The sequence below is a fragment of the Paeniglutamicibacter sulfureus genome, assembly GCF_039535115.1.
Taxonomy (GTDB): domain Bacteria; phylum Actinomycetota; class Actinomycetes; order Actinomycetales; family Micrococcaceae; genus Paeniglutamicibacter; species Paeniglutamicibacter sulfureus.
In genome coordinates, this window is the sequence record NZ_BAAAWO010000001.1 from 2,838,128 (window position 1) to 2,861,253 (window position 23,126).

At 65.7% G+C, this 23,126-nt stretch carries 18 protein-coding genes; 7 read left to right on the forward strand and 11 right to left on the reverse strand.

Going from position 1 to position 23,126, the window contains the following annotated elements; all coding sequences use genetic code 11:
* Positions 1 to 122 precede the first annotated feature (122 nt).
* Both ABD687_RS12950 and ABD687_RS12955 read left to right on the forward strand, forming a co-directional pair.
* On the forward strand, positions 123 to 779 hold the full coding sequence (locus ABD687_RS12950; RefSeq protein ID WP_310290585.1) for a hypothetical protein: 657 nt from the start codon (positions 123 to 125) through the stop codon (positions 777 to 779).
* Between the two features lie 2 nt (positions 780 to 781).
* Positions 782 to 1,066 (forward strand): transcriptional regulator, encoded by a 285-nt coding sequence (locus tag ABD687_RS12955; RefSeq protein WP_302263763.1) that lies wholly within the window; start codon positions 782 to 784, stop codon positions 1,064 to 1,066.
* Positions 1,067 to 1,375: 309 nt separating this feature from the next.
* Here ABD687_RS12955 and ABD687_RS12960 read toward each other — a convergent pair whose 3' ends face one another.
* The 6 genes from ABD687_RS12960 to ABD687_RS12985 all read right to left on the reverse strand — a co-directional run bounded on the left by ABD687_RS12960 (position 1,376) and on the right by ABD687_RS12985 (position 10,421).
* Positions 1,376 to 2,527, reverse strand: coding sequence for an MFS transporter (locus tag ABD687_RS12960; RefSeq protein ID WP_377700282.1), 1,152 nt, complete (start codon positions 2,525 to 2,527; stop codon positions 1,376 to 1,378).
* A 95-nt stretch (positions 2,528 to 2,622) separates the two neighbouring features.
* A complete protein-coding gene (locus ABD687_RS12965; RefSeq protein WP_302263761.1) occupies positions 2,623 to 3,387 on the reverse strand; it encodes a CPBP family intramembrane glutamic endopeptidase in 765 nt (254 codons plus the stop codon).
* Positions 3,388 to 3,447: 60 nt separating this feature from the next.
* Entirely contained in the window at positions 3,448 to 4,104 is a 657-nt protein-coding gene (locus ABD687_RS12970) for a pentapeptide repeat-containing protein (RefSeq protein ID WP_302263759.1), read from the reverse strand.
* Positions 4,105 to 4,249: 145 nt separating this feature from the next.
* Positions 4,250 to 6,445 carry an acyltransferase family protein gene (locus ABD687_RS12975; protein WP_310290579.1) on the reverse strand — a complete coding sequence of 732 codons (2,196 nt, stop codon included), beginning with the start codon at positions 6,443 to 6,445 and terminating at the stop codon, positions 4,250 to 4,252.
* A 166-nt stretch (positions 6,446 to 6,611) separates the two neighbouring features.
* Complete coding sequence (locus ABD687_RS12980) at positions 6,612 to 8,600, reverse strand: ABC transporter ATP-binding protein (RefSeq protein ID WP_310293429.1); 1,989 nt, start codon at positions 8,598 to 8,600, stop codon at positions 6,612 to 6,614.
* 87 nt (positions 8,601 to 8,687) lie between these two features.
* Positions 8,688 to 10,421, reverse strand: a complete 1,734-nt coding sequence (locus tag ABD687_RS12985) for an ABC transporter ATP-binding protein (RefSeq protein WP_310290577.1) — start codon at positions 10,419 to 10,421, stop codon at positions 8,688 to 8,690.
* Between the two features lie 303 nt (positions 10,422 to 10,724).
* Here ABD687_RS12985 and bcp point away from each other — a divergent pair, with 303 nt between their 5' ends.
* The gene (gene bcp, locus ABD687_RS12990; protein ID WP_264271348.1) at positions 10,725 to 11,201 is read left to right on the forward strand and encodes a thioredoxin-dependent thiol peroxidase; all 477 of its coding nucleotides are present in this window, start codon (positions 10,725 to 10,727) and stop codon (positions 11,199 to 11,201) included.
* Positions 11,202 to 11,305: 104 nt separating this feature from the next.
* On the opposite strand, the gene ABD687_RS12995 is transcribed toward bcp, so the two are convergent.
* The 5 genes from ABD687_RS12995 to ABD687_RS13015 form a co-directional block, all read right to left on the reverse strand.
* The gene (locus ABD687_RS12995; RefSeq protein WP_310290571.1) at positions 11,306 to 12,835 is read right to left on the reverse strand and encodes an amino acid permease; all 1,530 of its coding nucleotides are present in this window, start codon (positions 12,833 to 12,835) and stop codon (positions 11,306 to 11,308) included.
* Positions 12,836 to 12,914: 79 nt separating this feature from the next.
* Positions 12,915 to 14,348, reverse strand: coding sequence for an aspartate ammonia-lyase (locus ABD687_RS13000; RefSeq protein ID WP_310290568.1), 1,434 nt, complete (start codon positions 14,346 to 14,348; stop codon positions 12,915 to 12,917).
* A gap of 102 nt (positions 14,349 to 14,450) precedes the next feature.
* The gene (locus tag ABD687_RS13005; RefSeq protein WP_310290565.1) at positions 14,451 to 15,416 is read right to left on the reverse strand and encodes an asparaginase; all 966 of its coding nucleotides are present in this window, start codon (positions 15,414 to 15,416) and stop codon (positions 14,451 to 14,453) included.
* Positions 15,413 to 16,120, reverse strand: a complete 708-nt coding sequence (locus ABD687_RS13010) for a FadR/GntR family transcriptional regulator (protein WP_310290561.1) — start codon at positions 16,118 to 16,120, stop codon at positions 15,413 to 15,415. The genes ABD687_RS13005 and ABD687_RS13010 overlap by 4 nt, the downstream gene beginning before the upstream one ends.
* 525 nt (positions 16,121 to 16,645) lie before the next feature.
* Positions 16,646 to 17,158: an RraA family protein gene (locus ABD687_RS13015; protein WP_310290559.1), complete on the reverse strand. Its 513-nt coding sequence runs from the start codon at positions 17,156 to 17,158 to the stop codon at positions 16,646 to 16,648.
* 236 nt (positions 17,159 to 17,394) lie between these two features.
* Here ABD687_RS13015 and ABD687_RS13020 point away from each other — a divergent pair, with 236 nt between their 5' ends.
* The 4 genes from ABD687_RS13020 to ABD687_RS13035 all read left to right on the forward strand — a co-directional run bounded on the left by ABD687_RS13020 (position 17,395) and on the right by ABD687_RS13035 (position 23,126).
* Positions 17,395 to 18,255, forward strand: a complete 861-nt coding sequence (locus ABD687_RS13020; protein ID WP_310290556.1) for a prephenate dehydratase — start codon at positions 17,395 to 17,397, stop codon at positions 18,253 to 18,255.
* Positions 18,256 to 18,459: 204 nt separating this feature from the next.
* The gene (locus ABD687_RS13025) at positions 18,460 to 19,695 is read left to right on the forward strand and encodes an amidohydrolase (RefSeq protein WP_310293427.1); all 1,236 of its coding nucleotides are present in this window, start codon (positions 18,460 to 18,462) and stop codon (positions 19,693 to 19,695) included.
* A gap of 20 nt (positions 19,696 to 19,715) precedes the next feature.
* Positions 19,716 to 21,254 (forward strand): MFS transporter, encoded by a 1,539-nt coding sequence (locus tag ABD687_RS13030; protein ID WP_302263740.1) that lies wholly within the window; start codon positions 19,716 to 19,718, stop codon positions 21,252 to 21,254.
* Positions 21,255 to 21,497: 243 nt separating this feature from the next.
* Complete coding sequence (locus tag ABD687_RS13035) at positions 21,498 to 23,126, forward strand: MDR family MFS transporter (RefSeq protein WP_310293425.1); 1,629 nt, start codon at positions 21,498 to 21,500, stop codon at positions 23,124 to 23,126.

Genomic DNA, 23,126 nt, shown 5'->3' on the forward strand with positions numbered 1-23,126 from the left:
GCACGGTCTCGCCCACGATTTCCCCACAAGCCATTGACACAAACAGGTTTGTGTCACAAACTTGTTTGCGGTCGATTGTCGTTTCATTCCATCCCCCGGCACCGCGAAGGAAAGGCATCACCATGAACACAAACCCTGCCCCCGACTCCCACCAGCAACTTGATCCGCGCGCCGCACTGGCGGCGATCAACCAGACCGCCGCGGTAACCCGCGCCTCCATTGAACCCAACGTCGCGCTCATCTACTTCGTGTGGGCCCTCACCTACCTGGCCGGCTACGGGCTGCTGCACGGCGCAACGTTCGGCTGGATTCCACTGGCCTACACGACCGCGCTGGTCCTCGGCGGGATAATCCTGCTCGCCGCCGTGGCCTACACCGCGGTTCTGGGCATCCGTTCCGGATCCCAGGTGCGTGGGGATTCCAAGTTCGCGGGCATGGCCTACGGCATGAGCTGGATGGGCGGCTTCGCCACCGTGGCCGTATTCAGCATCGCCTTCGCCAGGCTCATGCCGGACTCCGCGCAGTTGGCGACCGGCTGGCTGATCAACGCGGTGGCCATCCTGGTCGTCTCCCTGATGTACATGGCCGGGGCCGCAATCTTCCAGGACCGAGACATGTTCATCCTCGGTGTCTGCTTCACCGCGCTGAACGTCGCCGGGCTTGTCGCCGGACCCGGGACCTTCATTTCCATCTTCGCCATCGGCGGCCCGGTCCTCTTCATCGCCGCCGGACTCCTCGCACTTGCCCGCCGCCGCGCTTCCTCCCGGGCGGCGAAGTAGCCATGGCCGAGTTGGATCCACTCATCCACGCGGATGCCCGGTTGCGGGTCATGTCGGCGCTGAACACCCTGGGGCCGAAGGAATCCATGGCTTTCCCCAAGCTGCGCGAAATCCTGTCGATGACCGCGGGCAACCTTTCCACGCACCTGCGCAAGCTGGAGGACGCCGGGTACATCTCCCAGGTGAAGGTCATCGAGGGCCGAAGCCCTGCCACCTATGTCGGCATTACCGCTCGGGGCGTCGCCGCGTTCGAGGCCTACAAGGCCCAGCTCATCCAACTGCTTTAACTGCGCTTTCCCCGCATGCAGCAAGCCCCGTCCATTACTGGACGGGGCTTGCCGTTAACTACTCAGAGACGATGCCCTAGATCGCAGAAGCGATCCAGATTACCAAGGCAACGGCGACGAGAACGCCTACGATTGTCCATACAAGGTTGCTTCCACGCATGTGGTCCACTTCCAATCTCTTCGTTGTTACTTCTCAATATGGGTATACAGAGAACTTCTTTAGCATAACGGGTGGCGGCGCCGGAGCCAGCACGATTTGCACAGACTCGCCGGGAAAACCCGTCGTCGGGCCCGCTTTCCCCGCCAAGCCTAGGGGTGCCGACGCAGGCCCCCGAGTGCCAGCAGCGCCGCCAGCACCAACAGGGAAACCACCGAAACCACCAACCCCGGCCAGTTGGCGGCGTTGAACGCCATGCCGATGGCCCAGCCAAAGAGCGAAGACCCGGAATAGTAGGCCAGGTTGTACAGGCTGGCGGCCTGTGCCCGCCCACCGACGCCGAGCATTGGAATCCAGCCGCTGGCCACCGAATGGGCGGCAAAGAACCCGGCGGTGAACACCAAAAGCCCGAAGACGACCGTGGGCAGGAAATCGACCAGTGTCACCACAAGGCCCGCGGCCATCAACGCAATGGAGGTCAGCAGCACCGGCAGGCGGTTAAAGCGGGCCACCATCGCCCCGGACTGGCGCGATGACCAGGCTCCCGACAGGTACGCGACGAACACCAGCGAGGCCAGCGAGGCGGGGATCAGGAAGGGCGCGGCCTCCAGCCGGAATCCCAGGTAGTTGTAGACGGCCACGAAGCCGCCCATGAGCAGGAAACCCTGCGCATAGAGCACCAGCAGCGGCCCCTTTCGCAGGTTCATCCACAGCTTTTTCCACAAGGGAATCCGGTTCGGGCTGCGCCAGGGCACGGGAGTGAAACCGCGCGGCTTGGGAGCCACCGCGATGAAAACGCCCGCGGCGACGGCTGCCATCACCGACACCACCAGGGTGCCCAGGCGCCAGGAAACAAATTCACTCAGCGGCCCGGCCACCAGGCGTCCGGCAAGCCCGCCAAGGGTGGTCCCGGAAATATAGGTCCCGGCGGCAACCGCCGAATGCAGGGGCGACACCTCTTCCGATAGGTACGCCAACGCCACCGCGGGGATCCCGCCCAGGGCCAGGCCCTCGATGAAACGCAGGGCCAGCAGCCATTCGAAGCCAGGGGAAAATGGCACCGCAAGCCCCAGCGCCACGGCCGCCGTCACGGCGATGGTCATGGCGCGCAGCCGTCCCATCCGGTCGGCCAGCAGCGACCAGAAGAGCACCGAGGCGGCCAGGCCCAGCGTCGCGGCGGAAACCGCAAGCGCCGCATCGGCTTCGCTCACCGACAGGTCGCGGGCCAGTTCGGGCAGCACGCCCTGGACCGAGTACAGCTGGGAGAAGGTTGCCACCCCGGCGGCGAACAGCGCCAGGATCATCTTGCGGTAGCCGCGGCTGCCATGGGCATGGCCGTGCCAGTGCGCTGAATCTTCGGGAACGCTACTCACCTGTGCGACGGTCTTTCGTTGGATATCTACTGCTGGAACAGCGGCAGCAGCGTATAGGACAGGATCAGCGCCACGGCATTGTTGAAGACGTGTAGGACGTAGGAGTAGGCCAGCGACTTTCCGGTGACAACGTAGGCGAGCGACATCATGATCCCCAGCGTCGTATAGGGAATCGCGCTGGTCAGGTCGAAGGAACCGGATCCAATGAAGTGCAGCGAGGTGAAGAGCACCACCGAGATCGGCACGCAGACCCAGACGTTGAGCTTGCGGCTGAGCTTGCCGATCAGCAGGTGGCGGAAGATGTATTCCTCCACGAAGGGGCCAAGGATCACGGTGACCACGAACATGGTCGCGAACGGCACCGACCGGGTCATGCCCTCGATGGCCAGCTGGTTTTCGCTCTTGACCGGATTCCCCATGGCAACCAGCACGATGGCGCTGACGATCAGGGACCCCAGCCAGCCCCCGGGAACCATCAGGGCCTTGGCCCACGGGTGGTACTTGAACGTGGCGAATGAGGAACGCAGCGCCTCGAAGCCCATGATGATCGCCCCGGTGAACACCACGACGTAGATGATGAGGTTAACGCCGAATTGCGCCGAATCCTGGTTCTTGAAGGCCTCGACGAAACCCGGGACCAGCGCCAGCAGTCCACCGGCGCCCAGGACAAAGAGCACCAGGTAGGTGCCCAGCACCACCACGTCCCCGCGCCGCATGGGCCCGGCCTCGAAGACCGGTTGCCGCTTGCGCGGCAGCGGGGCGTATGGGTATGGGACAGGAGTTTGCTGCATGGTTTCCAGCCTACCGAGCGTTCCCAGGTCCGGAATCCACTTCCGCGCCCCGCACACTTCTCACTCGACGCGAAGGCCCAGTTCGTTGGCGAGGATCGGGGCCAGGTCCAGGAGCTGCTCGTAGCTCACCGTGGCGCCCTTGAGCGCAGTGATTCCGGAGAGCGTGCGCAGGCGCGCCCCGCGCAGGTCCACGTCCTTGAGCTTGGCGCCGTTCAGGGCCAGGGTGTCAATGGTGCAGTCGATGAAGGTGACCCGTTCCAGGTTGGCGCCTCCTGCATCGAGCTCCTCGATGTGCACGTCGCGGAATTCCACGTCCTTGATCCTCGCGCGGCGCAGGTTCAGGTAGCCGAGCTTGGCCCGCTCGAACTTCACCGAGCGGAACGTGGCTCCGTAGAGCTCGGCCGATCCGATGCGTCCACCGACCACTGCGGTGTTCCACCATCCGGAGTCGGGTGCCTCGAGCACCGGGGCATTGACCTCCTCGATGCGGCAATCCCCGAAGGTCACCCTGGCCATGGGTGCGCCCTGCAGTGAAACCGAGCGGAAGATGCATTCGGTGAAGACCGCGTCCTCCAGGTCCACCCCCGCCGCGTCGTCGGATTCGAAGAGCAGGCCCTCGGCGCGCCCGTCGGTTTCCAGCCCGGTCAGGTCCCCGGACCCGGTGGTGGCCGGTTCCTTGAAGGCGGGCAGGCGGGGGGCTTTCACGGATGCAGGCATGGGCATCATTTTATGCCGCACACCACGCCGGCACCGGGCAGGGGCGTGGGTAGGCGCACGTTGGCTTTCTCACCTCGGTGACAACTTGACGGGAGGTCCGGGGCAGTGTCGACGCGACGGTGGAGGGGGTTCCCCACCGCCGGCCCTAGCCGCCGGTGCCGAAGACCGGGTTTTGGTCCAGTTCCCTGGCGAGCATGGGCGCCAGGGACGCCGAGAAGTCGTGGGACAGATGTGACTGGTCGTAGTAGGTGATCAGCGAACCGATGACGGCGAAGCAGGTCTCTTGCGAGCAGATGGAATTGGTGAGGTCCGCGCGCACGATGCCGCGTGGGGCGGCATCGCTGTCCAGCGCCTTTTGCAGGTTCTCCCTGATCGACAGGCCCTCTTTGCGGGGCACCGCGCAGGCCAGCGGGTCGCGGGGGTTCGAGGCCACGCACGTGGGCACGTTCACGTTTCCCAGCCGCGGCACCTCGTGGATCACCGCGACCGTCTTGCCGGCATCGATCCAGGATTGCCACAGGCTGGTGAAACCCTCGGTGGCCGGGTCGGCGAATTCGTAGCCCGGGGAGGAGATCCAAGAGCGCTTGTTGCCCTGCGCGGCCACGATCACGGCGTCAATGTCCCGATCCGCCGCGAGCCGCGGACCCAGGGCACGCACCGATTCGGTGCATAGGCGCTCGGCCGTGCCGCTGAGTTTTTCGGAGCCCTTGAGCGCGGCGACCGAGGGCGAACAGCCGGAGCGGATGTGGGTCACCAGTTCCCAGTCGCGCTCCTCGGCGATTTCCACCAGCGCCGGCAGCCAGGCCGAGGCGTGCGAGTCCCCCACCACGGCAACGCGCAACCTGGGGTCAGTGGTCTTGCCGAGACGGCAGCTGGATTCCGCCACCTGCAGGGTGTCGGTTTCACAGCCCGGGAACAAGGGGCTGCGCACCTGCTGGGAGACGGCAACCGCCGAGGGCCAGGGTGCGAAGTCCGAGGCGACGGGCAGGCAGTCGGCCGCGTGTTCCAGCGTCCCGGCGCCGTAGCACGTGGAGGCGGTGTCCATCCGCGGCAGGTTCGCGCTCTGCGCCGACGCAGTGGTGCCCGCCCACGCGATCGATGCCAGCAGCATCATTCCTGCCAGCGCAAAGACCAACGTGTTGCGCACCGGCTTCAGCATTTTCCCGAAGCGCAGCGGATCCTCGATCAGCAACTGCGATAGCCAGGCCAGCAGGAGTGCCAGTCCCAGGATGCCTGCCTCGTGGTACCACTTTGGTTCGGCGTGCAGCACGAAGGGTGCAACGATGATCAGCGGCCAGTGCCACAGGTAGGCCCCGTAGCTCACGTCCCCGACCCGGCGCACGGGGTGGATCGAGAGCCAGCTGGCATGGGAGAACCAGCGCATGCCCGGGAGCTGCGTGCCTGCGGCGGCGAGCAGCGCGGCGGTGCCGAGCACCGGAACCAAGGCCATGGTTCCAGGGAAGCGGGTCTCGGTGGGGATCAGCAGGGCACCGGCCAGCAACAGTGCGAGTCCGCCCCAACCCAGCAGCGCGCCGCGAAGTCCACCGACCCCGCGATTCACGCAGAACAAAGCGACCACGCCGCCGGCGGCAAACTCCCAGGCCCTTCCGGCCGTGTCGAAGTAGGCTGCCGAGGGGTTCGCAGTGGTGACCCAGAGTCCGTAGGCAAAGGAAAGGAGCATGATCGCTCCGATGGCGACCAGGAAGAGCCTGCGGGTCCCTGGTCCGGAGAAGCCACGCCGGTTGATGCTCGCCCGCGGCAGCAGCTTGCCGGCCACGAACGCGGCGCCTAGGATCAATAGCGGCCAAGCGAGGTAGAACTGTTCCTCCACGGAGAGCGACCAGTAGTGCTGCACCACGGTGGCCATTTGCCCTGCGGCCGAGTAGTCGGTGGCGTCGGCCACCAGCGCCCAGTTCTCAATGTAGAACCCGGCGGCGGCAACATGCTTGAACATGGTGCCGTGCTCGGTGGCAGGGATGAAGAAATACACCAGTGCGGCGCTGGCCAGGAGCACGGTGAACGCCAGGGGCAGCAGCCGCCGGATGCGCCGGGCCCAGAAAGTTGCCAGCTTGATGGTCCCGGTGGCGCGCATTTCCCGGAACAGGTGCGCGGTGATCAGGTAGCCGGAAATCACGAAGAACACGTCAACGCCGATGAATCCGCCGGTGAGCGCGCCGGGGCGCAGGTGGTGGATGATGACCATCAGCACGGCGATGGCGCGAAGTCCCTGGATATCGGCCCGGAATCCCATCGAGGAGCCGTTGGTGTTGATCCGTGGACCGTCCGCGGATGGGGTCCCGTGCGGGGATAACTGAGGGGCGGAACCGGTTCGAACTGTCACTCGGGCAAGCCTATCCCACCACCCGAACCCTCGATCCGTCGTGGGGCCACAAGTTGATACTTCCAACAAATGGCGGTGGCCCCGAAGGGTGCGGATCCTTGGGATCCGCACCCTTCGGGGCCATCTGCGCGCTGGCAGTGCCCGGCGCGCTACCGGCGCACCGGTTCTAGCCTTTCAACTCCGCTTCGGCGTCCTGTTCAAGGGCGGGCTCGCTGCCCTCGAGCACCGGGGCGCCGCCGGGGGCGGGTTCCGTGTCGAGAACCTCGGCCGGGCCGGCGAACTGCGACTGGTACAACCGGTAGTACGCACCGCGGGCGGCCAGCAGCACCTCGTGGTTGCCCTGTTCCACGATCCTGCCCTCCTCCATCACCAGGATGGTGTCGGCATCGCGGATGGTGGAGAGACGGTGGGCGATCACGAAGCTGGTCCTGTCGCTGCGCAGCGCCGCCATGGCTTTCTGCACCAGCAGCTCCGTGCGGGTGTCAACCGAGGAGGTCGCCTCGTCGAGGATCAGCAGCGACGGGTTGGCCACGAACGCGCGGGCGATCGTGATCAGCTGCTTCTCGCCGGCCGACACGTTGGTGCCTTCCTCGTCGATGACCGTGTCGTAGCCCTCGGGCAGGGCGCGGACGAACCTGTCAACGAAGGTGGCCTTGGCCGCCTCGACGACCTCCTCGTCCGTGGCCTCCAGGCGCCCGTAGCGGATGTTCTCCAGGATGGAACCGCCGAAGAGCCAGGCGTCCTGGAGCACCATGCCGACCTTGGAGCGCAGGTCGGCCCGGCTGATCCGGGTCACGTCCACCCCGTCCAGGGTGATGCGCCCGGAGTTCAGCTCGTAGAAGCGCATGACCAGGTTCACCAGGGTCGTCTTCCCCGCGCCGGTGGGGCCGACGATGGCCACGGTGTGCCCCGGGTGCGCCTCGAAGGACAGGTCCTCAATCAGCGGCTTGTCCTCCGAGTAGGAGAAGGTGACGTGCTCGAACTCGACGTGGCCGTCGGTGCGGGCCGGCAGCGACGCGGTCACGGTGTCCTCGTCCTGCTCGTCGGCATCCAACAGCTCGAAGGTGCGCTCCGCGGAGGCAACGCCGGACTGGAGCATGTTGGCCATGCCGGCCATCTGCCCCAGCGGCTGGGTGAACTCGCGCGAGTACTGGATGAACGCCGTCGCGTCTCCCAGGGACATCTGCCCCGAGGCCACGCGCAGCCCGCCGACCACGGCGATGCCGACGTAGGCCAGGTAGGAGATGAAGTTCATGACCGGGAAGATCATGCCGGAGACGAACTGGGCGCCGAAGGAGGCCTTGTAGAGCTCCTCGTTCTTCTCGTGGAAGCGGTCCAGCATGTCCTGCTCGCGCCCGAAGACCTTCATCAGGTCGTGGCCGGAGAAGGACTCCTCGATCTGCCCGTTCAGTGCACCGGTGTTCTTCCACTGCGCGGTGAACAACCCCTGGGCGCGGGAGCCGATGACGCCCGCGGCGACCGCGGAGAGCGGCAGTGCGATGAGCGCAATCAGCGCCATCTGCCAGGAGATGATGAACATCATGATGATGATGCCGATGACCGTCAGCAGCGATTGCACCAGTTGGCTGATCGCCTGCTGCAGCGCGTTCTGGATGTTGTCCACGTCGTTGGTGACGCGGCTGAGCAGGTCGCCACGCTGGCGCGTGTCGAAGTAATTCAGCGGCAACCGGTTGAGCTTGTGCTCCACGTCGCGCCGCAGGCCGTAGACGACCTTCATGACCAGGCGGTTCAGCAACCAGCCCGAGGCCCACATGAACAGCGAGGCCACGAAGTACATGGAGAGCACGATGAGGATGTAGCGGCTGAGCAGGGGGAAGTCGATGCCGACGCCCGGGACGAGGTTCATCTTGGACATCATCTCGGCCAGGTCATTCTGCCCGGAGGCACGCAGCCCCTCAATGACCTGCTCCACCGGGACATTTGCGGGCATGTTCCCGCCAATGGCGCCGGCGAAGATCACGTCCATGGCCTGGCCCAGGATCTTCGGTGCGATCACCGAGAGAACCACTCCGGCGGCCGCCAGCAGCAGGACCACGGTCATGCCGAGTTTTTGCGGGGCCAGCAGCCCCACCAGGCGCTTGGCCGAGGGCCAGAAGTGCTTGGCCTTGCGGACCGGGAGCGAGTCGCCGAACATGTCGGAGGCCCCGGCCGTGTCGAACTCGTCGATCTCGTCGGTCGGTTCCACGACTGCCGTTGTTTCCTTCTTGGTGCGTTTTGCCATTTAGGCCACCTCCTCCACTGCCAGCTGGCTGGTCACGATTTCCTGGTAGGTTTCCGAGGATTCCAGGAGTTCCTCGTGCGTTCCGCGGGCCACGATTTCGCCGTGGTCCAGGACCAGGATCTGGTCGGCGGCGGTGATCGTTGAGATGCGTTGGGCGACGATGATGACCGCCGCATCCTTGGTGGGTTCCTTCAGCGCGGCCCGCAGGTGCGCGTCGGTTGCCACGTCGAGTGCGGAGAAGGAGTCGTCGAAGAGGTAGATCTCCGGCTTCGCGGCCAGGGCCCGGGCGATGCACAGGCGCTGGCGCTGTCCTCCGGAGACGTTGGTGCCTCCCTGGGAGATCGTCGAGCCGAGGCCGTCCTCGCGTGCTGCGACAAAGTCTTCGGCTTGTGCGGTGCGCAGGGCATCCCACAGGTCCTCTTCGCTGGCGTGTTCCGCGCCGAAGCGCAGGTTGGAGGCAACGGTTCCGGAGAAGAGGTAGGGACGCTGCGGCACGGTGGCCACCGCGGCGGAAATCTGCGCGCGGGTCAGCTCCGTGACCGGAGCCCCGCCCACCAGCACCTGGCCCTGCCTGGCGTCGTAAAGCCGCGGGATCAGGTTCAGCAGCGTGGTCTTGCCCGAGCCGGTGGACCCGACGATGGCGGTGGTCTCGCCGCGTCGGGCGGTGAATGAGATGTTGTTGAGCACCGGCGCCTCGGCACCCGGGTAGCCGAAGGTGACGTTGCGGAACTCGATGGTTCCGGGGGCGTCCATCTCGGCGACGCGCTCGGTCTGGTCGGTGAGCGACGGGACCATGGTGGTGACCTCGTCGATGCGCTCGGCGCAGACGATGGCGCGCGGGATCATCATGGCCATGAAGGTTCCCATCATCACCGCGATCAGGATCTGCAGCAGGTACTGCAGGAACGCGGTCAGCGCACCGACCTGCATTTCGCCGGTCTCCACGCGGTGTCCGCCGAACCACAGCACGGAGGCGGTGGCGATGTGCAGGATCATGCCGATCAGCGGGAACATCAACACGAAGAGGTTGCCGACCTTCACGCCCACGCGGGTGAGCTTGGCGTTGGCCTCCTCGAAGCGCTCGGTCTCGTGGGGTTCGCGCACGAAGGCACGCACCACGCGGATGCCGGTGATCTGCTCGCGCAGCACCCCGTTGATCCCGTCGATGCGGTCCTGCATCTGGCGGAAGAGCGGCATCAGGAAGATGACCAGCACGCCGACGACCACCAGCAGCACGGGCACGGAGACCCAGACCAGCCAGGACAGGCCGACGTCTTCGCGCAGCGCCATGATGATGCCGCCAACGCACATGATGGGTGCCGAGACCATGAAGTTCAGGCCCATCAGCACCAGCATCTGCACCTGCTGCACGTCGTTGGTGCCGCGGGTGATCAGCGTTGCGGCGCCGAACTTGTTGACGTCTTGCGCGGAGAACGCGGTGACCGCGTCAAAGACGGAATGGCGCAGGTCCCGGCCGATGGCCATGGCGGTCTTCGCGCCAAAGTACACGGCGGCGATGGCCGTGAGCACCTGGACGAACGCGACGGCAAGCATCACGCCGCCGGTGCGCCAGATGAAGTCGGTGTCGCCCTTGACCACGCCGGTGTCGATGATGCGGGCGTTGAGGCTGGGCAGGAAGAGTGTGGCGATGGTGGTGGCGAGCTGGAAGAACAGCACGGCGGCAATCCACCACTTGTAGGGTTTCGAATGTCTAAGTATGAGCTTTAAGAGCATCAGGCAGTGTCCTCATGATTTTTTAGCCGCACGAATCCACCATGGTTTGGTGGCCCTTCGAGGGCGGCAACATGGCATTTTTCAGCCAAGCATTGGTCACTCTACCCTCGATGTCCCCCGGTTTGACCCTCCCAAAGACTGATTTTTCCAAAGGGTCTACATCGCAGGATGTAGGGGTGAAACGGCGACGACAACCATCATGCCTTGCAGCGCACGGTTTTCTCCGATTCCCTTTCAGTGTCCGCGAGAAAACCCTAGGCTGGAAACGACATCAACAATTTGCTTGATCGAATGGAGAATTTCATGTCCTTGACTTCAACACCCTTGTCCGCCGGCGAGCGCGCACCCAAGTTCACACTGGCCGACGCGCACGGCACGCAGGTAGCCCTGGACGACTATGCGGGCAAGAACGTTGTGGTGTACTTCTACCCCAAGGCGGCGACGAAGGGATGCACAACCGAGGCCTGCGATTTCAGGGACAACCTCAACTCGCTGCGGGCCGCCGGCTACGAGGTCCTGGGCATTTCCCCGGATGAGGGCGATGCGCTGGCCTCGTTCGCCGAGGCCGAGTCGCTGAATTTCCCGCTGCTCTCGGATCCCGATTTTGCGGTGGCCACTGCCTATGGTTCGTACGGGCAGAAAGAGGTCAACGGCAAGAAGTACTCCGGCACCCTGCGCAGCACCGTGGTGGTTGACCCGGACGGGAAGGTGGCCCTGGCCGAATACAACGTCGCCGCCGACGGCCATGTGGCCCGCCTGCGCGAGGAACTCGGGGTCTAGGAAGCCACCCGCGCACGGCTCCGCGGTCCCGGCGCCGGTGCCACGGCGGTTAAAAAGGCGGCACCGGCGCGGATCGTGTCCGCGCCGGTGCCGCCCCCGTCTTCCTACTGAGAGTCGGAAGCCCCGTTGACAGAGAACTCGTGGTTCTCCGTCGGGTCGGAGAGCGCATCGGCGTTCGCCCGCGCCGCGGCAATGTCCCGGATGCGCCCGCGCGAGGCGTACCAACCGATCATCAGCGCCGGGATGATGACGATGATCGAGGCAACGGTCCAGGTGCCCACCGGGGAGTCGAAGGCCATCAGCACGATGACAGCGGCCAGGAAGGCGAGGGTCAGGTACCCGGTGTAGGGCGCCCCGATCATCCGGAAGGCCGGACGCACCGCTCCCCCACGCTTGGCCAGACGATAGAGCGCCAGTTGGCAGAGCACGATCATGCCCCAGGAGGCGATGATGCCCAGCGCTGCCATGTTCAGCACGATCTCGAAGGCATTGGCCGGAACAATCGCGTTGAGCACCACGCCGAGGCCAGCCACCGCGGCGGTCAGCGCGATGCCGCCGTAGGGCACACCCTGCTTGTTCAGCTTGGCGGTGAAGCGCGGAGCGGATCCGGCCAGCGCCATCGAGCGCAGGATGCGCCCGGTGGAATACAGGCCCGCGTTCAGCGAGGACATCGCCGCTGTGAGCACCACTAGGTTCATGATCGAGTCCATGCCGGAAACTCCGATGGAACCGAAGAACGTCACGAACGGGGACTCGCCGGCCTTGTAGGCGGTGTAGGGCAGCAGCAGCGAGAGCAGCACCAGCGAGCCGACGTAGAAGACGGCGATGCGGATGATCACGGTGTTGATGGCCTTGGGCATGACCTTCTCGGGATTCTCCGTCTCGCCTGCGGCGGTGCCGATCAGTTCGATCGAGGCGTAGGCGAACACGACGCCCTGCATCACCACGACCACCGGCAGCAGGCCGTTGGGGAAGAACCCGCCGTTGTCGGCGATCAGGCTGAAGCCGACTTCGTGCCCGGGAATCGGGGACCCGAAGATGACGAAGTAGATGCCCACCGCCAGGAACCCGACCAATGCGAGGACCTTGATCAGCGCGAACCAGAACTCGAGCTCGCCGAAGACCTTCACCGAGACCAGGTTCAGCCCCAGCACGATCAGCAGCGCCGCAAGCGCCCACACCCACTGCGGGACCGAGCCGATCCACGGCACGTACTTGGCGAAGAAGTTCATGTACAGAGCGATCGCGGTGATGTCCACGATGGCCGTCATGGCCCAGTTGAGCCAGTACAGCCAGCCGGTCACGAATGCTGCCTTCTCCCCGAAGAACTCCCGGGCGTAGGAGACGAAGGAACCCGAGGAGGGACGGTGGACGACCAGTTCGCCCAGGGCGCGCAGGATCAGGAACGCGAAGAACCCGCACACGGCGTAGCTGAACATCAGGGCCGGGCCGGCACCGGCCAGGCGGCCGCCAGCGCCCATGAACAGCCCGGTGCCGATGGCCCCGCCGATGGCGATCATCTGGATCTGGCGGGATTTCAATCCCTTGTGCATTCCCTTGTCCTCGGCGGTCAATGCCGAGTTGGGGGTGTCGGGTCGGTGCGTGGTGCGGGTTTCTGGGATTTCACGTGTCATGCGCAGGTGCCTCTCGGGGAGTGTCTGGGGGCTTGCTCAAGGGTGGAACGGGTTGAAACGCTGAAAACGGCCGGGCGGCCTATTCGCTGAGGTTGGCCAGTCGCTCGGGACGCAACAGCTCGTTGAGCTGCAACTCGGTGAGCAGCCCGTGCTCCAGGACCAGCTCGGCCACGCCGCGGCCGGTGGAAAGGGCCTCGAGCGCGATCTTCGTCGAAGCCGCATAGCCGAGCTGCACAGTGAGCGCGGTGACCAGGCCGATGGAGTTCTCCACCTGGCCCCGCAGCTTCTCCTCGTGGGCGGTGATGCCGACGATGCACTTGTCTGCCAGCGTGATGCAGGCGGCCTCCAGGTGGCGCATCGACTTGGTCAGGCTGTGCACGATGATCGGCTCGAAGGCGTTGAGTTGCAGCTGCCCGGACTCGGCGGCCATCGTGATGGTCACGTCGTTGCCGATGACCTCGTAGGCCACCTGGTTCACGACCTCGGGGATCACCGGGTTGACCTTGCCGGGCATGATCGAGGAGCCGGACTGCACCGCGGGCAGGTCGATCTCGCCCAGCCCGGCGCGCGGGCCGGAGGAGAGCAGGCGCAGGTCGTTGCAGACCTTGGAGAGCTTGACCGCCACGCGCTTGAGCACCCCGGAGAGGTGTACGAAGGCGCCGACGTCGGCGGTGGCCTCGATCAGGTCGAAGGCCGTCTCCAGCTTCAACCCGGAGATCGCGGCCAGGTGCGTGCAGGCCAGGGCCGAGTAGCCGAGCGGCGCGTTCAGCTCGGTGCCGATGGCGGTGGCGCCCAGGTTGATCTCGTGGATCAGCAGCGTGGATTCGGCCAGGCGCGCGCGGTCCTCGCCGAGGGTGACGGCGTAGGCGTTGAATTCCTGTCCCAGGGTCATCGGGACCGCGTCCTGCAGCTGGGTGCGTCCCATCTTGACCACGGTGCGGAATTCCACGGCCTTGGCGGCGAAGGCGGCGCCCAGGTGCTCCATGGCGGCGACCAGCGAGGTGGCGCCGAAGATCGTGGCCACGCGCACGGCGGTGGGGTACACGTCGTTGGTGGACTGGCTGAGGTTGACGTGGTCGTTGGGGTGCAGGTATCGGTACTCGCCTTTGGTGTGGCCCATCAGTTCCAGCGCCCGGTTGGCGATGACCTCGTTGGCGTTCATGTTCGAGGAGGTGCCGGCGCCGCCCTGGATCACGTCAACCACGAACTGCTCGTGCAGGTTCCCGGCGATGATCTCGCGGCAAGCCTCGATGATGGCGGCGGCGCGGGTCGCGTCGAGCAGCCCCAGTTCCAGGTTTGCCTGGGCGGCGGCCTGCTTGACCATGGCCAGCGCCGTGACCAGATGCGTGTTGGTGGACAGCGGCTGGCCGGTGATCGGGAAGTTTTCCACGGCGCGCAGCGTGTGCACGCCCCAATATGCCTCCGCGGGAATGTTGCGGTCCCCGATTAAGTCGTGTTCGCTGCGGACCGCGCGGGGCGCGGCGACCTGCAAGGTGGCGGTGGATTCGGACATGGCTCTCCTAGGGGTGGCGGTGAGGCGGAAATGCAAGGGGTGGAAGTTTTTGGGCGCGCGCCAGCGCGGGCGGGAGTGCGGTGGAGCGAGGCAGGGAGGTTGCTAGGGGAAGGGCAGACCGGCCAGCGTGCCGACGGGGCTTCCGCCGCCGAGCACGGGGAGGTGGTCGAATGCGGCCAGCTTGGCCGGATCCAATCCCAGGGCCAGCAGGGCGGGGACGGCGGCGGGCATCCGGGCCCGGTCGCCTCCGTCGGAGATCTTCAGCGCCACGGCGGAGCCATCGGGCAGGGCGATGAGCTGGATGCCCTCGAACCCGTCCTTGGCAAGCACTCCGGGGAAGGCCTCCATCAGCGCGGTGACGTCGCGCCCCAGCCCGGCCACCATCACGGGGTGAGCGCGCATGGCGGCAGCGACCTCGTACTCCGCCGTGCCAGCGGGTGCGGTGACGAGCTTGCCGAAGGCCCTGGCCATGGAAGAAAGGGAGAGCGCGAAGACCTCGGTGCCGCAGCCGTCGGCGCTCACCACGGTGATGGGTTCGCCGGTGAGTTCGGCAACGACCTCGCGGATCAGGGTGGGCAGCGGGTGGTCGTGGTGCAGGTAGGTCTCGGTGTCCCAGCCGTTGAGCAGGCAGGTGGCGAGCATCGCGGCGTGCTTGCCCGAGCAGTTCTGCGCCAATTGGGTGGGACCGTTGCCTTCGCGGAGCCAGGCCCGCTGTTCGGCCACCCCGTAGGGCAGGTCGGTGGAGTTGCGCAGCGCGCCGGGTTCCAGCCCGGCGTCGGCGAGGATCTTCGCGGCCAGGTCGCGGTGATCGACGGAGCCCGAATGGCTGGCGGAAGCCAGTGCCAGCTGCTCGGCGGAGAGCCGTAGTCCGGCGCGCACCATGGCAACTGCCATCAGCGGCTTCAGGGCCGAGCGCGGATAGTTAGGAGCCGTCGGTTCGCCGCGGGTGAGCACGGTCCTGCCATCGGCGCCCAGGGCCACGAGCGAGCCGAAGTGGACGCTTTCCACCAGTTCGCCGCGGGTCTGCACGGCCAGCGGGGCGTGGGCCGGGAAGGTGGAAGTGCTCATGCGGTTTCTGCTCCGAGGATCTTGGTCAGCGCTTCGTCGACCGCGGCTAGGTGCCCGGCCATGGCCTTGCCCGCCGCGGCGCCGTCGCGCGCCTCGATGGCGGCGAGGATCTCGCGGTGTTCGGCGTGCGAAGGGTGCTGGCGTCCGGTGATGAGGTTGATGGTCTCGGACTGGTTGACCATGGCCTCGCGGATGTCGCCCACGACCCGTTCAAAGACCCCGTTGCCGCTGGCCGCGGCGATCGTGGCATGGAAGCTGGCATCGAGGGCCACCCACCGCTGGGCGTCGTCCTCGTCCTCCATGGCTTCGATGATGCCGCGCAGCTCCTCGAGCTGGTCGGGGGTGGCGCGGGTGGCGGCGAGTTCGGCCGCGGGGATCTCGATGTGCGGGCGCGCTTCCATGAGGCTGCGCGCGGAGAACTTGCCCAGCACCAGGTCGTCGCTGGCCTTGCCCGCGATGACGAAGGTTCCCTTGCCGGTGTGTGTCTCGGTGAGGCCAAGGGCGGCGCAGGAGCGCAGGGCCTCGCGAACGACCGAACGGCTGACCGCAAACTTTCCGGCGAGCACCGATTCGGAGCTCAGTTTGTGCCCCACGGGCAGCTCCCCGGACTCGATGGCATCGCGGATGGCAGTGAATACGGCCTCGGCCGCGCTGACCCGGACGATGGGCTGCGGTCCGGCCGTCCGGCTGTCTGACAGGTTCATGCGTTGAACTATGTCACTCCTCACAAAGTGCTGTCAAGGCGCCGCCCGGCCGCCCCGTCGGGATCTACTCTCACCCGGCACCGGGGGCGCCACAAACGTGCCCGTCAAGGCGCAGATTCAGGCGCGGCGCCTTCTGAAACCACAGCCCGCGCAGCTAGTTCCCGGGCGGGATCGGGGCGGCCTTCCGACGATGGTCAGGCGAGTCCGCGGAGGCCCGTCCATGGAGCCGATTCAGACAGGCGAGGTCTCCGCGCCCGCCCAATGGGTGCGCCCGAGCCGCGGGCAACAAGGTCACGGGACTGTTTTTACCAAATCGCCAGTGCGCTTGGCGATCCTGCCCGCGATGCCGTGATCGTGCCGCGGGAACACGGCAACTGCCGCCCCTGACAGCAAGGGCCCCGTCCGTTGGGACCGAGCCCTTGGTGTCACCTGCGCGGTTGGGAACATCGGTGGATTTTTCGGGCTCCATCAGCGCAGAGGCCGCGTCGGCTGCGCCATCGGACAAGGCCGGACGCTTACCCGGATTTAGGCGCGCGACGGAATCAGTGCCCGCATGTAGTCTTCGCTATTCGCTTGCGCTGCGGTTCGCTCCAGTGCCGCGGCAATGCGCCCCTGCGGCACCACCACGATGCCGTCGTTGTCCCCCAGGATTGCGTCCCCCGGGTGGCAAACAACATTGCCGCAGGCCACCGGAGCGCCGATGGTTCCCGGTCCGTATTTAAAGGGGCCCGCGGGGCTGATCCCGCGCGCGAAGACCGGAAGCCCCATGGCCAGCAATTCATCGATGTCACGGGTCGCTCCGTCAATCACGACTCCTGCAATACCCCTGTTGATGCTGATCTCGCCCAGAATGTCGCCGAAGCACGCCCTGCCGGTGTCACTGTTTGCGTTGATGACCAGGACGTCGCCTTCGCTTGCGTCATCGAGGGCCCGATGAATGGCGAGGTTGTCCCCTTCGCGGGTGTTGATCGGAAGAACCGTGCCGGCCATTTTCAGTCCGAGGGTCACCGAGCGCAGGGCCGAGTGCATGACGCCCATGCGCCCTGGGCATCGCCGATCAGGACGACAGGGAACTGGGCCAGCTGCCTGACACCGTGCAGGTCCGGTCGCTCCCATTGCGGGCTGAGGTGGAGGGACTCCGTGGGTGCGGTGATGATCATCTGAAACTCGTTTCCGGTGCTATTTTGTTTGCAGACCTGTTGACCACCAAGTTTCGTCGTATAGACATTCGTCGGCTCCTTATAAGCCTGAAGACCTAAGGATATTTCTCAAGCGTGAATCATAAAATTGCCTATCAGGGGGAACCCGGATCCAATTCGAGCGTTGCCGGCCAGGAGATGTACCCGGATTTCGAGCCCCTGGCCTGCTCCAGCTTTGAGGAGGTTTTTGCCGTCGTGGCCGACGGTTCGGCGGAGCTGGCGATGATCCCCATCGAAAATTCGATAGCGGGTCGCGTTGCGGATATCCATAGCCTTCTGCCGGCTTCCAACCTCCAGATCGTTGGGGAATACTTTCTGGGTATACGCTTCGACCTGCTCGGAATCCGGGGCAGCAAACTCGAGGATGCAAGGGAAGTGCACAGTCACATCCACGCGCTGGGGCAATGCCGTGGAATAATCCAGTCGCTCAAGTTGACTCCCGTCATCGCCGGAGACACCGCCGGTTCGGCGCGGGAGGTAAGTTCCTGGAACGACCCGTCCAAGGTTTCCCTCGCACCACCGCGCGCCGCTGAAATGTATGGTCTTGACGTGCTTGCCTCCGGAGTGGAGGACGACCCCACCAACACCACGCGATTTGTGGTCCTTGCCAGGGAAAAACCACTGCCCGCGCGCAACGAATTGCCCGAAAATGTCATCACGACGCTGGTTTTCCGGGTTCGAAATGTCCCGTCGGCGCTCTTCAAGGCCCTCGGTGGATTTGCCACCTGTGGAGTCAACATGACGCGCATTGAAAGCTACATGGTGGGCGCGGAATTTGCGGCCACCATGTTCTTGGTGGATCTTCAAGGACACCCGGAGGACGGGCCCCTGAAGACTGCATTGGAGGAGCTTGAGTTTTTCACATCCGAAATCAAGATCCTGGGCGTCTACGCCGCACAGGACTACCGAATCCGGGGAAACGGCGAACGCTCATAGATCATTGGGTCCGCCAACTGCTACTTCAGTCTGGCACGGACGCACCTCGCCATTCCGGGGACGGGGTCTCCTGCGGGGAACACTAAATGAATATTGCGTCACGACATGGACAAGCGCTGACCTGCGGGGATACGTTGAATAACCGGATCCGCAACCAGGCCATGGCAACCCGCAGTGCCTGTGCGCGGCCAGAACGGAAAGGCGATCCCCGTGGTTGACCCCTCACTTCTTGACTCCCTGGACGGCCAACTTGAGTGGCAGCGGGAGCTCTACAAGCACTTCCACCGCAACCCCGAGCTCGGCCTCCAGGAGCACCAGACGGCCGCACGCCTCGAGACGGAGCTCGCGGCCCTGGGCTACGACGTGCAGCGCATCGGCGGAACGGGCGTGGTCGGGGTGCTGGCCAACGGCGAAGGGTCCGTGGTCCTGGCCCGCGCCGACATCGACGCGCTTCCGGTCACCGAGGACACCGGACTGGACTATGCCTCCACGGTCGAGGGCGTCATGCACGCCTGCGGCCACGACATGCACATGGCCACCCTCCTGGGCGCCGCGAAGGTGCTCGCGGAGAACCGGGAGGCCTGGTCCGGCACCCACATCGCGCTCTTCCAGCCCGCCGAGGAAACCGCCGCCGGGGCCAGGGCGATGGTCGCCGACGGGCTGGTGGACAAGCTGCCGCGTCCGGACGTCGCGCTGGCCCAACACGTCATGCCAGTGGAGGCCGGACTCGTCGGCACCGCCGCCGGGCCGATCCTCTCCGCCGGGGACAGCCTGAAAATCACGGTTCACGGCCGCGGTGCCCACGGTTCGATGCCGCACAACTCCGTGGACCCCGTGGTGCTTGCGGCCTCGATCGTGCTGAAGCTGCAGACCATCGTGTCGCGGGAAACCATGCCCGGACAGTTCGCCGTGGTGACCGTCGGGTCCTCCAACGCCGGGACCGCGGCCAACATCATCCCGGCCACGGCCGAGCTTCGGCTGAACATCCGCACCTACGACCTCGCGCTGCGCAAGCACGTCATGGCCTCCATCGAGCGGATCGTGCGCGGCGAATGCGCCGCCGCCGGCTCGCCCCGGGAGCCTGACTTCGAGTACTACGACCAGTTCCCGCTCACCGACAACGACGCAGAGGTGAACGCGCGTGTGACAACGGCCTTCACCGAGCATTTCCCTGCGGGACAGGTCTACCAGGCCACCCCCGCGACGGCATCCGAGGATTTCGGCGCCATCCCCGGCGCCTTCGGCATCCCCTACAGCTACTGGATGGTCGGCTGCGTCCCGGCCGACGACTACCGCAAGGCGGTGGCCAACGGGACGGTGTCCTCCGACATCCCGGCGAACCACTCCCCCTTCTTCGCCCCCGCCATCGACCCGACCCTGGAAACCGCAACCCGCACCATGGTCCTCGCCGCCCTGGCGTACCTTGGCAAGTCCAACTGATCGAAGGAACGTGGAACACCATGGGCGCTGAGACCCACTCCCCGACAACCACCGCCTGGAAGCCCACCGACAAGTGGCTGCTGGGCATCGTCCTGGCGGTCATCAACTTCTGGCTCTTCGCCCAGACCCTGCTCAATGTCATCCCCGGCATCCGCGGCCAACTCGGCGTCGAGGAGACCCTGGCGAACCTGGCGGTGTCCGTCACCTCGCTGTTCTCCGGCATCTTCATCGTGGTGGCCGGCGGCCTGGCGGACCGACTGGGCCGGGTCAAGGTCCTTTACGCCGGCATCTGGCTCTCCATCGCCGGATCGCTGCTGATCGCCCTGACCCCGGAGAACCTCGGCGGGCTGACCAGCACCATGTTGTTGGGTGGCCGGGTGGTCCAGGGGCTATCCGCGGCCTGCATCATGCCCTCCTCGATGGCGTTGGTGAAGACCTTCTACGAGGGCAAGGCACGGCAGCGTGCCCTGTCCTTCTGGTCGATCGGCTCCTGGGGCGGGTCCGGCTTCTGCTCGCTCTTCGGCGGGCTGATGGCCACCAGCGCACTGGGCTGGCGCTCGATCTTCTGGATCTCCGTGGTGCTCTCGATCCTGGCGCTGGTGCTGCTGCGCGGCACCCCGGAGTCGAAGGCCGAAAGCGACCCGGCCGCCGCCAAGCGCGGTTTTGACTGGGGCGGACTGGTCGCGTTCATCGTGCTGCTGGTCTCGATCAACGTCTACATCTCACAGGGCCCGGCACTGGGCTGGCTAAGCCTGCGCGGACTGGGACTGATCGCCCTCGCCGCGGTCTCGGGACTGGTCTTCCTGTACATCGAGACGCATCGCGCGGGTGCCTTCGTGAACCTGAAGCTGTTCGCCAACGGCACCTTCACCGGCGCCACGCTCTCCAACTTCCTGCTCAACGGCGCGGCCGGCACGCTGATCGTCTCCCTGGGCTTGGTGCAGATCGCCGCGGGCATGAGCTCCCTGCAATCGGGCCTGCTCACGCTTGGCTACCTCATCGCCATCCTGTCCACCATCCGGGTGGGCGAGAAACTGCTGCAGCGCTTCGGGCCGAAAAAACCGATGCTCTGGGGCTCGATGATCACCGGCGTGGGCATCCTGCTGTGCTCGATGACGTTCCTGTACATCGACCAGTACATCGTGCTCTCCGTTATCGGCTTCACGCTCTTCGGAGTCGGGCTGGGATTCTACGCCACCCCGTCCACCGACGCGGCGCTCTCCAGCGTCCCGGACAACCAGGTGGGCGCGGCCTCGGGCATCTACAAGATGGCCTCCTCGCTGGGCAACGCGATCGGCGTCGCGATTTCCGCGGCCCTGTACGTCGCCGGGCAGGCGGTCAACCCGGAACTGATCCAGTCCTGGGGCCTGTTCATCGGCCGGCAAGACAACGTGGCGTTGCGCTTCGGAGGGGCCATCGGCCTGCTGTTCAACGTGTTGATGGTGGTCATCGCCATTGCCGCCATCATCGTCACCGTTCCGGCAGAGCCCAAGGACCGGGTGCCGGAGCCCGAACCCAAGGAGCCGCACGACGTCGCTCCCCCGGCGTTCGGGAACTAAACAGAGCCCCGCGACAGCGGGTTCGAGGGGCCGGGACATGCCATGTCCCGGCCCCTCGCGCGTCTCGACGAGCCCGCCGGGCGCTTCGAGGGGAGCTCCACATCACAATGAAATTGGTTGCGCTTTAGCAACCAATTTCATATGGTTGATATCAATCAACCATATTCCTGCTGTTTTTGGAGCCCCGTTTTGTCCCAGACACCCACCCCCACGAAGGCGGAACCGGAGAAGTCCGAATCGGGCATGACCCACCGCCAGGTCATGCAATCACTGACCGGACTGCTCATGGGCATGTTCGTCTCAATCCTCGCCGGAACCGTGGTCTCCACCTCCCTTCCGGTCATCGTCTCCGACCTGGCCGGCGACCAGACCTCCTACACCTGGGTCGTCACCGCGACCCTGCTGGCCACCACGATCTCGACCCCGATCTGGGGCAAGCTGGCCGACCTGGCCAACCGCAAGCTGCTGCTGCAGCTCTCCCTGCTGGTGTTCGTGGTCGCCTCGGCCATCGCCGGCTTCTCGCAGGACACCAACATGCTCATCACCATGCGCGTGTTCCAGGGCCTGGGCGCCGGCGGGCTGACCGCGCTGACCCAGATCGTCATGGCCGACATCATCTCCCCGCGCGAACGCGGCAAGTACATGGGGCTCTTCGGCGCCGTCATGGCGCTGGGCACCGTGGGCGGCCCGCTGATCGGCGGCTTCATCACCGACGCCATCAACTGGCGCTGGAACTTCTTCATCGCCCTGCCCTTCGCTGCAGTCGCGATCATCTTGATCCAGAAGACGCTTCACCTTCCGGCCCAGGCCAAGCGCAAGGTCTCCATCGACTACGCGGGCATCGTCCTGCTTTCCGCCGGCGTCTCGTCGCTGCTGATCTGGGTTTCCCTGGCCGGCAAGGACTTCGAGTGGGCCTCGGCGACCACCGCATGGATGGTCGGCGGCGCCGTTGCCTCCCTGGCCGCCTTCGTGATCGTCGAGTTCAAGGCCTCCGAGCCGATCATCCCGTTGACGATGTTCAAGAACCGCACCTTCACCCTTTCGGTCATCGCCTCGATCTCCGTGGGCGTGTCGATGTTCGGCACCTCGGTGTTCCTGGCCCAGTACATGCAGCTGGCCCGCGGCGCCAACGCCACCCAATCCGGGCTGATGACCATCCCGATGATGGCCGGGTTGCTCATCATCTCCACCATCGCCGGGGCGATGATCTCCAAGCACGGCAAGTGGAAGGCCATCATGGTCGTCGGCTCGGTGCTGCAGCTGGCGGGCCTCTACCTGCTGGGCACCATCCACTACGACACCAACTTCGTGCTGGTTTCCGCCTACATGTTCCTCCTCGGCGCGGGCCTGGGCATGGTCATGCAGAACCTGGTGCTGATCGTGCAGAACGCCGTCACCCCGGCCGAGATCGGCGTGGCGTCCTCCGGCATCGCCTTCTTCCGCTCTCTGGGCGGCACCATCGGCGTCTCGGTCCTCGGGGCCCTGATGGCCACCAAGGTCGCGGACCTGATGGGTTCCAAAAGCGCCGAACTGGGCGCCGCGATCGCTGCCCTGGGTGAGAAGGGCAAGGACCTGGCAGAATCGCTGGCCTCCGGGAACATCCCCGCCGTCCACTCCCTGCCCGAATCGGTCCGCACCATCATCGAGTCCTCCTACGGCGACGCCGTGGCCCACGTCTTCATGGTGGCGGCCCCGTTGAGCATCCTGACCATCCTCGCGGTGGCCTTCATGCCCAACCTGGAGCTGGGCAGCCAGACCCGGCACCAGCGCGAGGAAGCCGAGGCCGCGGAGCGGAACCTGGCCGAGGTCAGCGAGGCCGCCATCGCGGCGACCCCGCGACTCGCGGACGAAGACACCTCGGCCCGCCACTGA

Coding starts and splice junctions, on each gene's coding strand:
- ABD687_RS12950 (WP_310290585.1), top strand. CDS start 123: ATGAACACAAACCCTGCCCCCGACTCCCACCAGCAACTTGATCCGCGC.
- ABD687_RS12955 (WP_302263763.1), top strand. CDS start 782: ATGGCCGAGTTGGATCCACTCATCCACGCGGATGCCCGGTTGCGGGTC.
- ABD687_RS12960 (WP_377700282.1), bottom strand. CDS start 2,527: ATGATCCTGGCGCTGTTCGCCGCCGGGGTGGCAACCTTCTCCCAGCTG.
- ABD687_RS12965 (WP_302263761.1), bottom strand. CDS start 3,387: ATGCAGCAAACTCCTGTCCCATACCCATACGCCCCGCTGCCGCGCAAG.
- ABD687_RS12970 (WP_302263759.1), bottom strand. CDS start 4,104: ATGCCTGCATCCGTGAAAGCCCCCCGCCTGCCCGCCTTCAAGGAACCG.
- ABD687_RS12980 (WP_310293429.1), bottom strand. CDS start 8,600: ATGTTCGGCGACTCGCTCCCGGTCCGCAAGGCCAAGCACTTCTGGCCC.
- ABD687_RS12985 (WP_310290577.1), bottom strand. CDS start 10,421: ATGCTCTTAAAGCTCATACTTAGACATTCGAAACCCTACAAGTGGTGG.
- bcp (WP_264271348.1), top strand. CDS start 10,725: ATGTCCTTGACTTCAACACCCTTGTCCGCCGGCGAGCGCGCACCCAAG.
- ABD687_RS12995 (WP_310290571.1), bottom strand. CDS start 12,835: ATGACACGTGAAATCCCAGAAACCCGCACCACGCACCGACCCGACACC.
- ABD687_RS13000 (WP_310290568.1), bottom strand. CDS start 14,348: ATGTCCGAATCCACCGCCACCTTGCAGGTCGCCGCGCCCCGCGCGGTC.
- ABD687_RS13005 (WP_310290565.1), bottom strand. CDS start 15,416: ATGAGCACTTCCACCTTCCCGGCCCACGCCCCGCTGGCCGTGCAGACC.
- ABD687_RS13010 (WP_310290561.1), bottom strand. CDS start 16,120: ATGAACCTGTCAGACAGCCGGACGGCCGGACCGCAGCCCATCGTCCGG.
- ABD687_RS13015 (WP_310290559.1), bottom strand. CDS start 17,158: ATGGGCGTCATGCACTCGGCCCTGCGCTCGGTGACCCTCGGACTGAAA.
- ABD687_RS13030 (WP_302263740.1), top strand. CDS start 19,716: ATGGGCGCTGAGACCCACTCCCCGACAACCACCGCCTGGAAGCCCACC.
- ABD687_RS13035 (WP_310293425.1), top strand. CDS start 21,498: ATGACCCACCGCCAGGTCATGCAATCACTGACCGGACTGCTCATGGGC.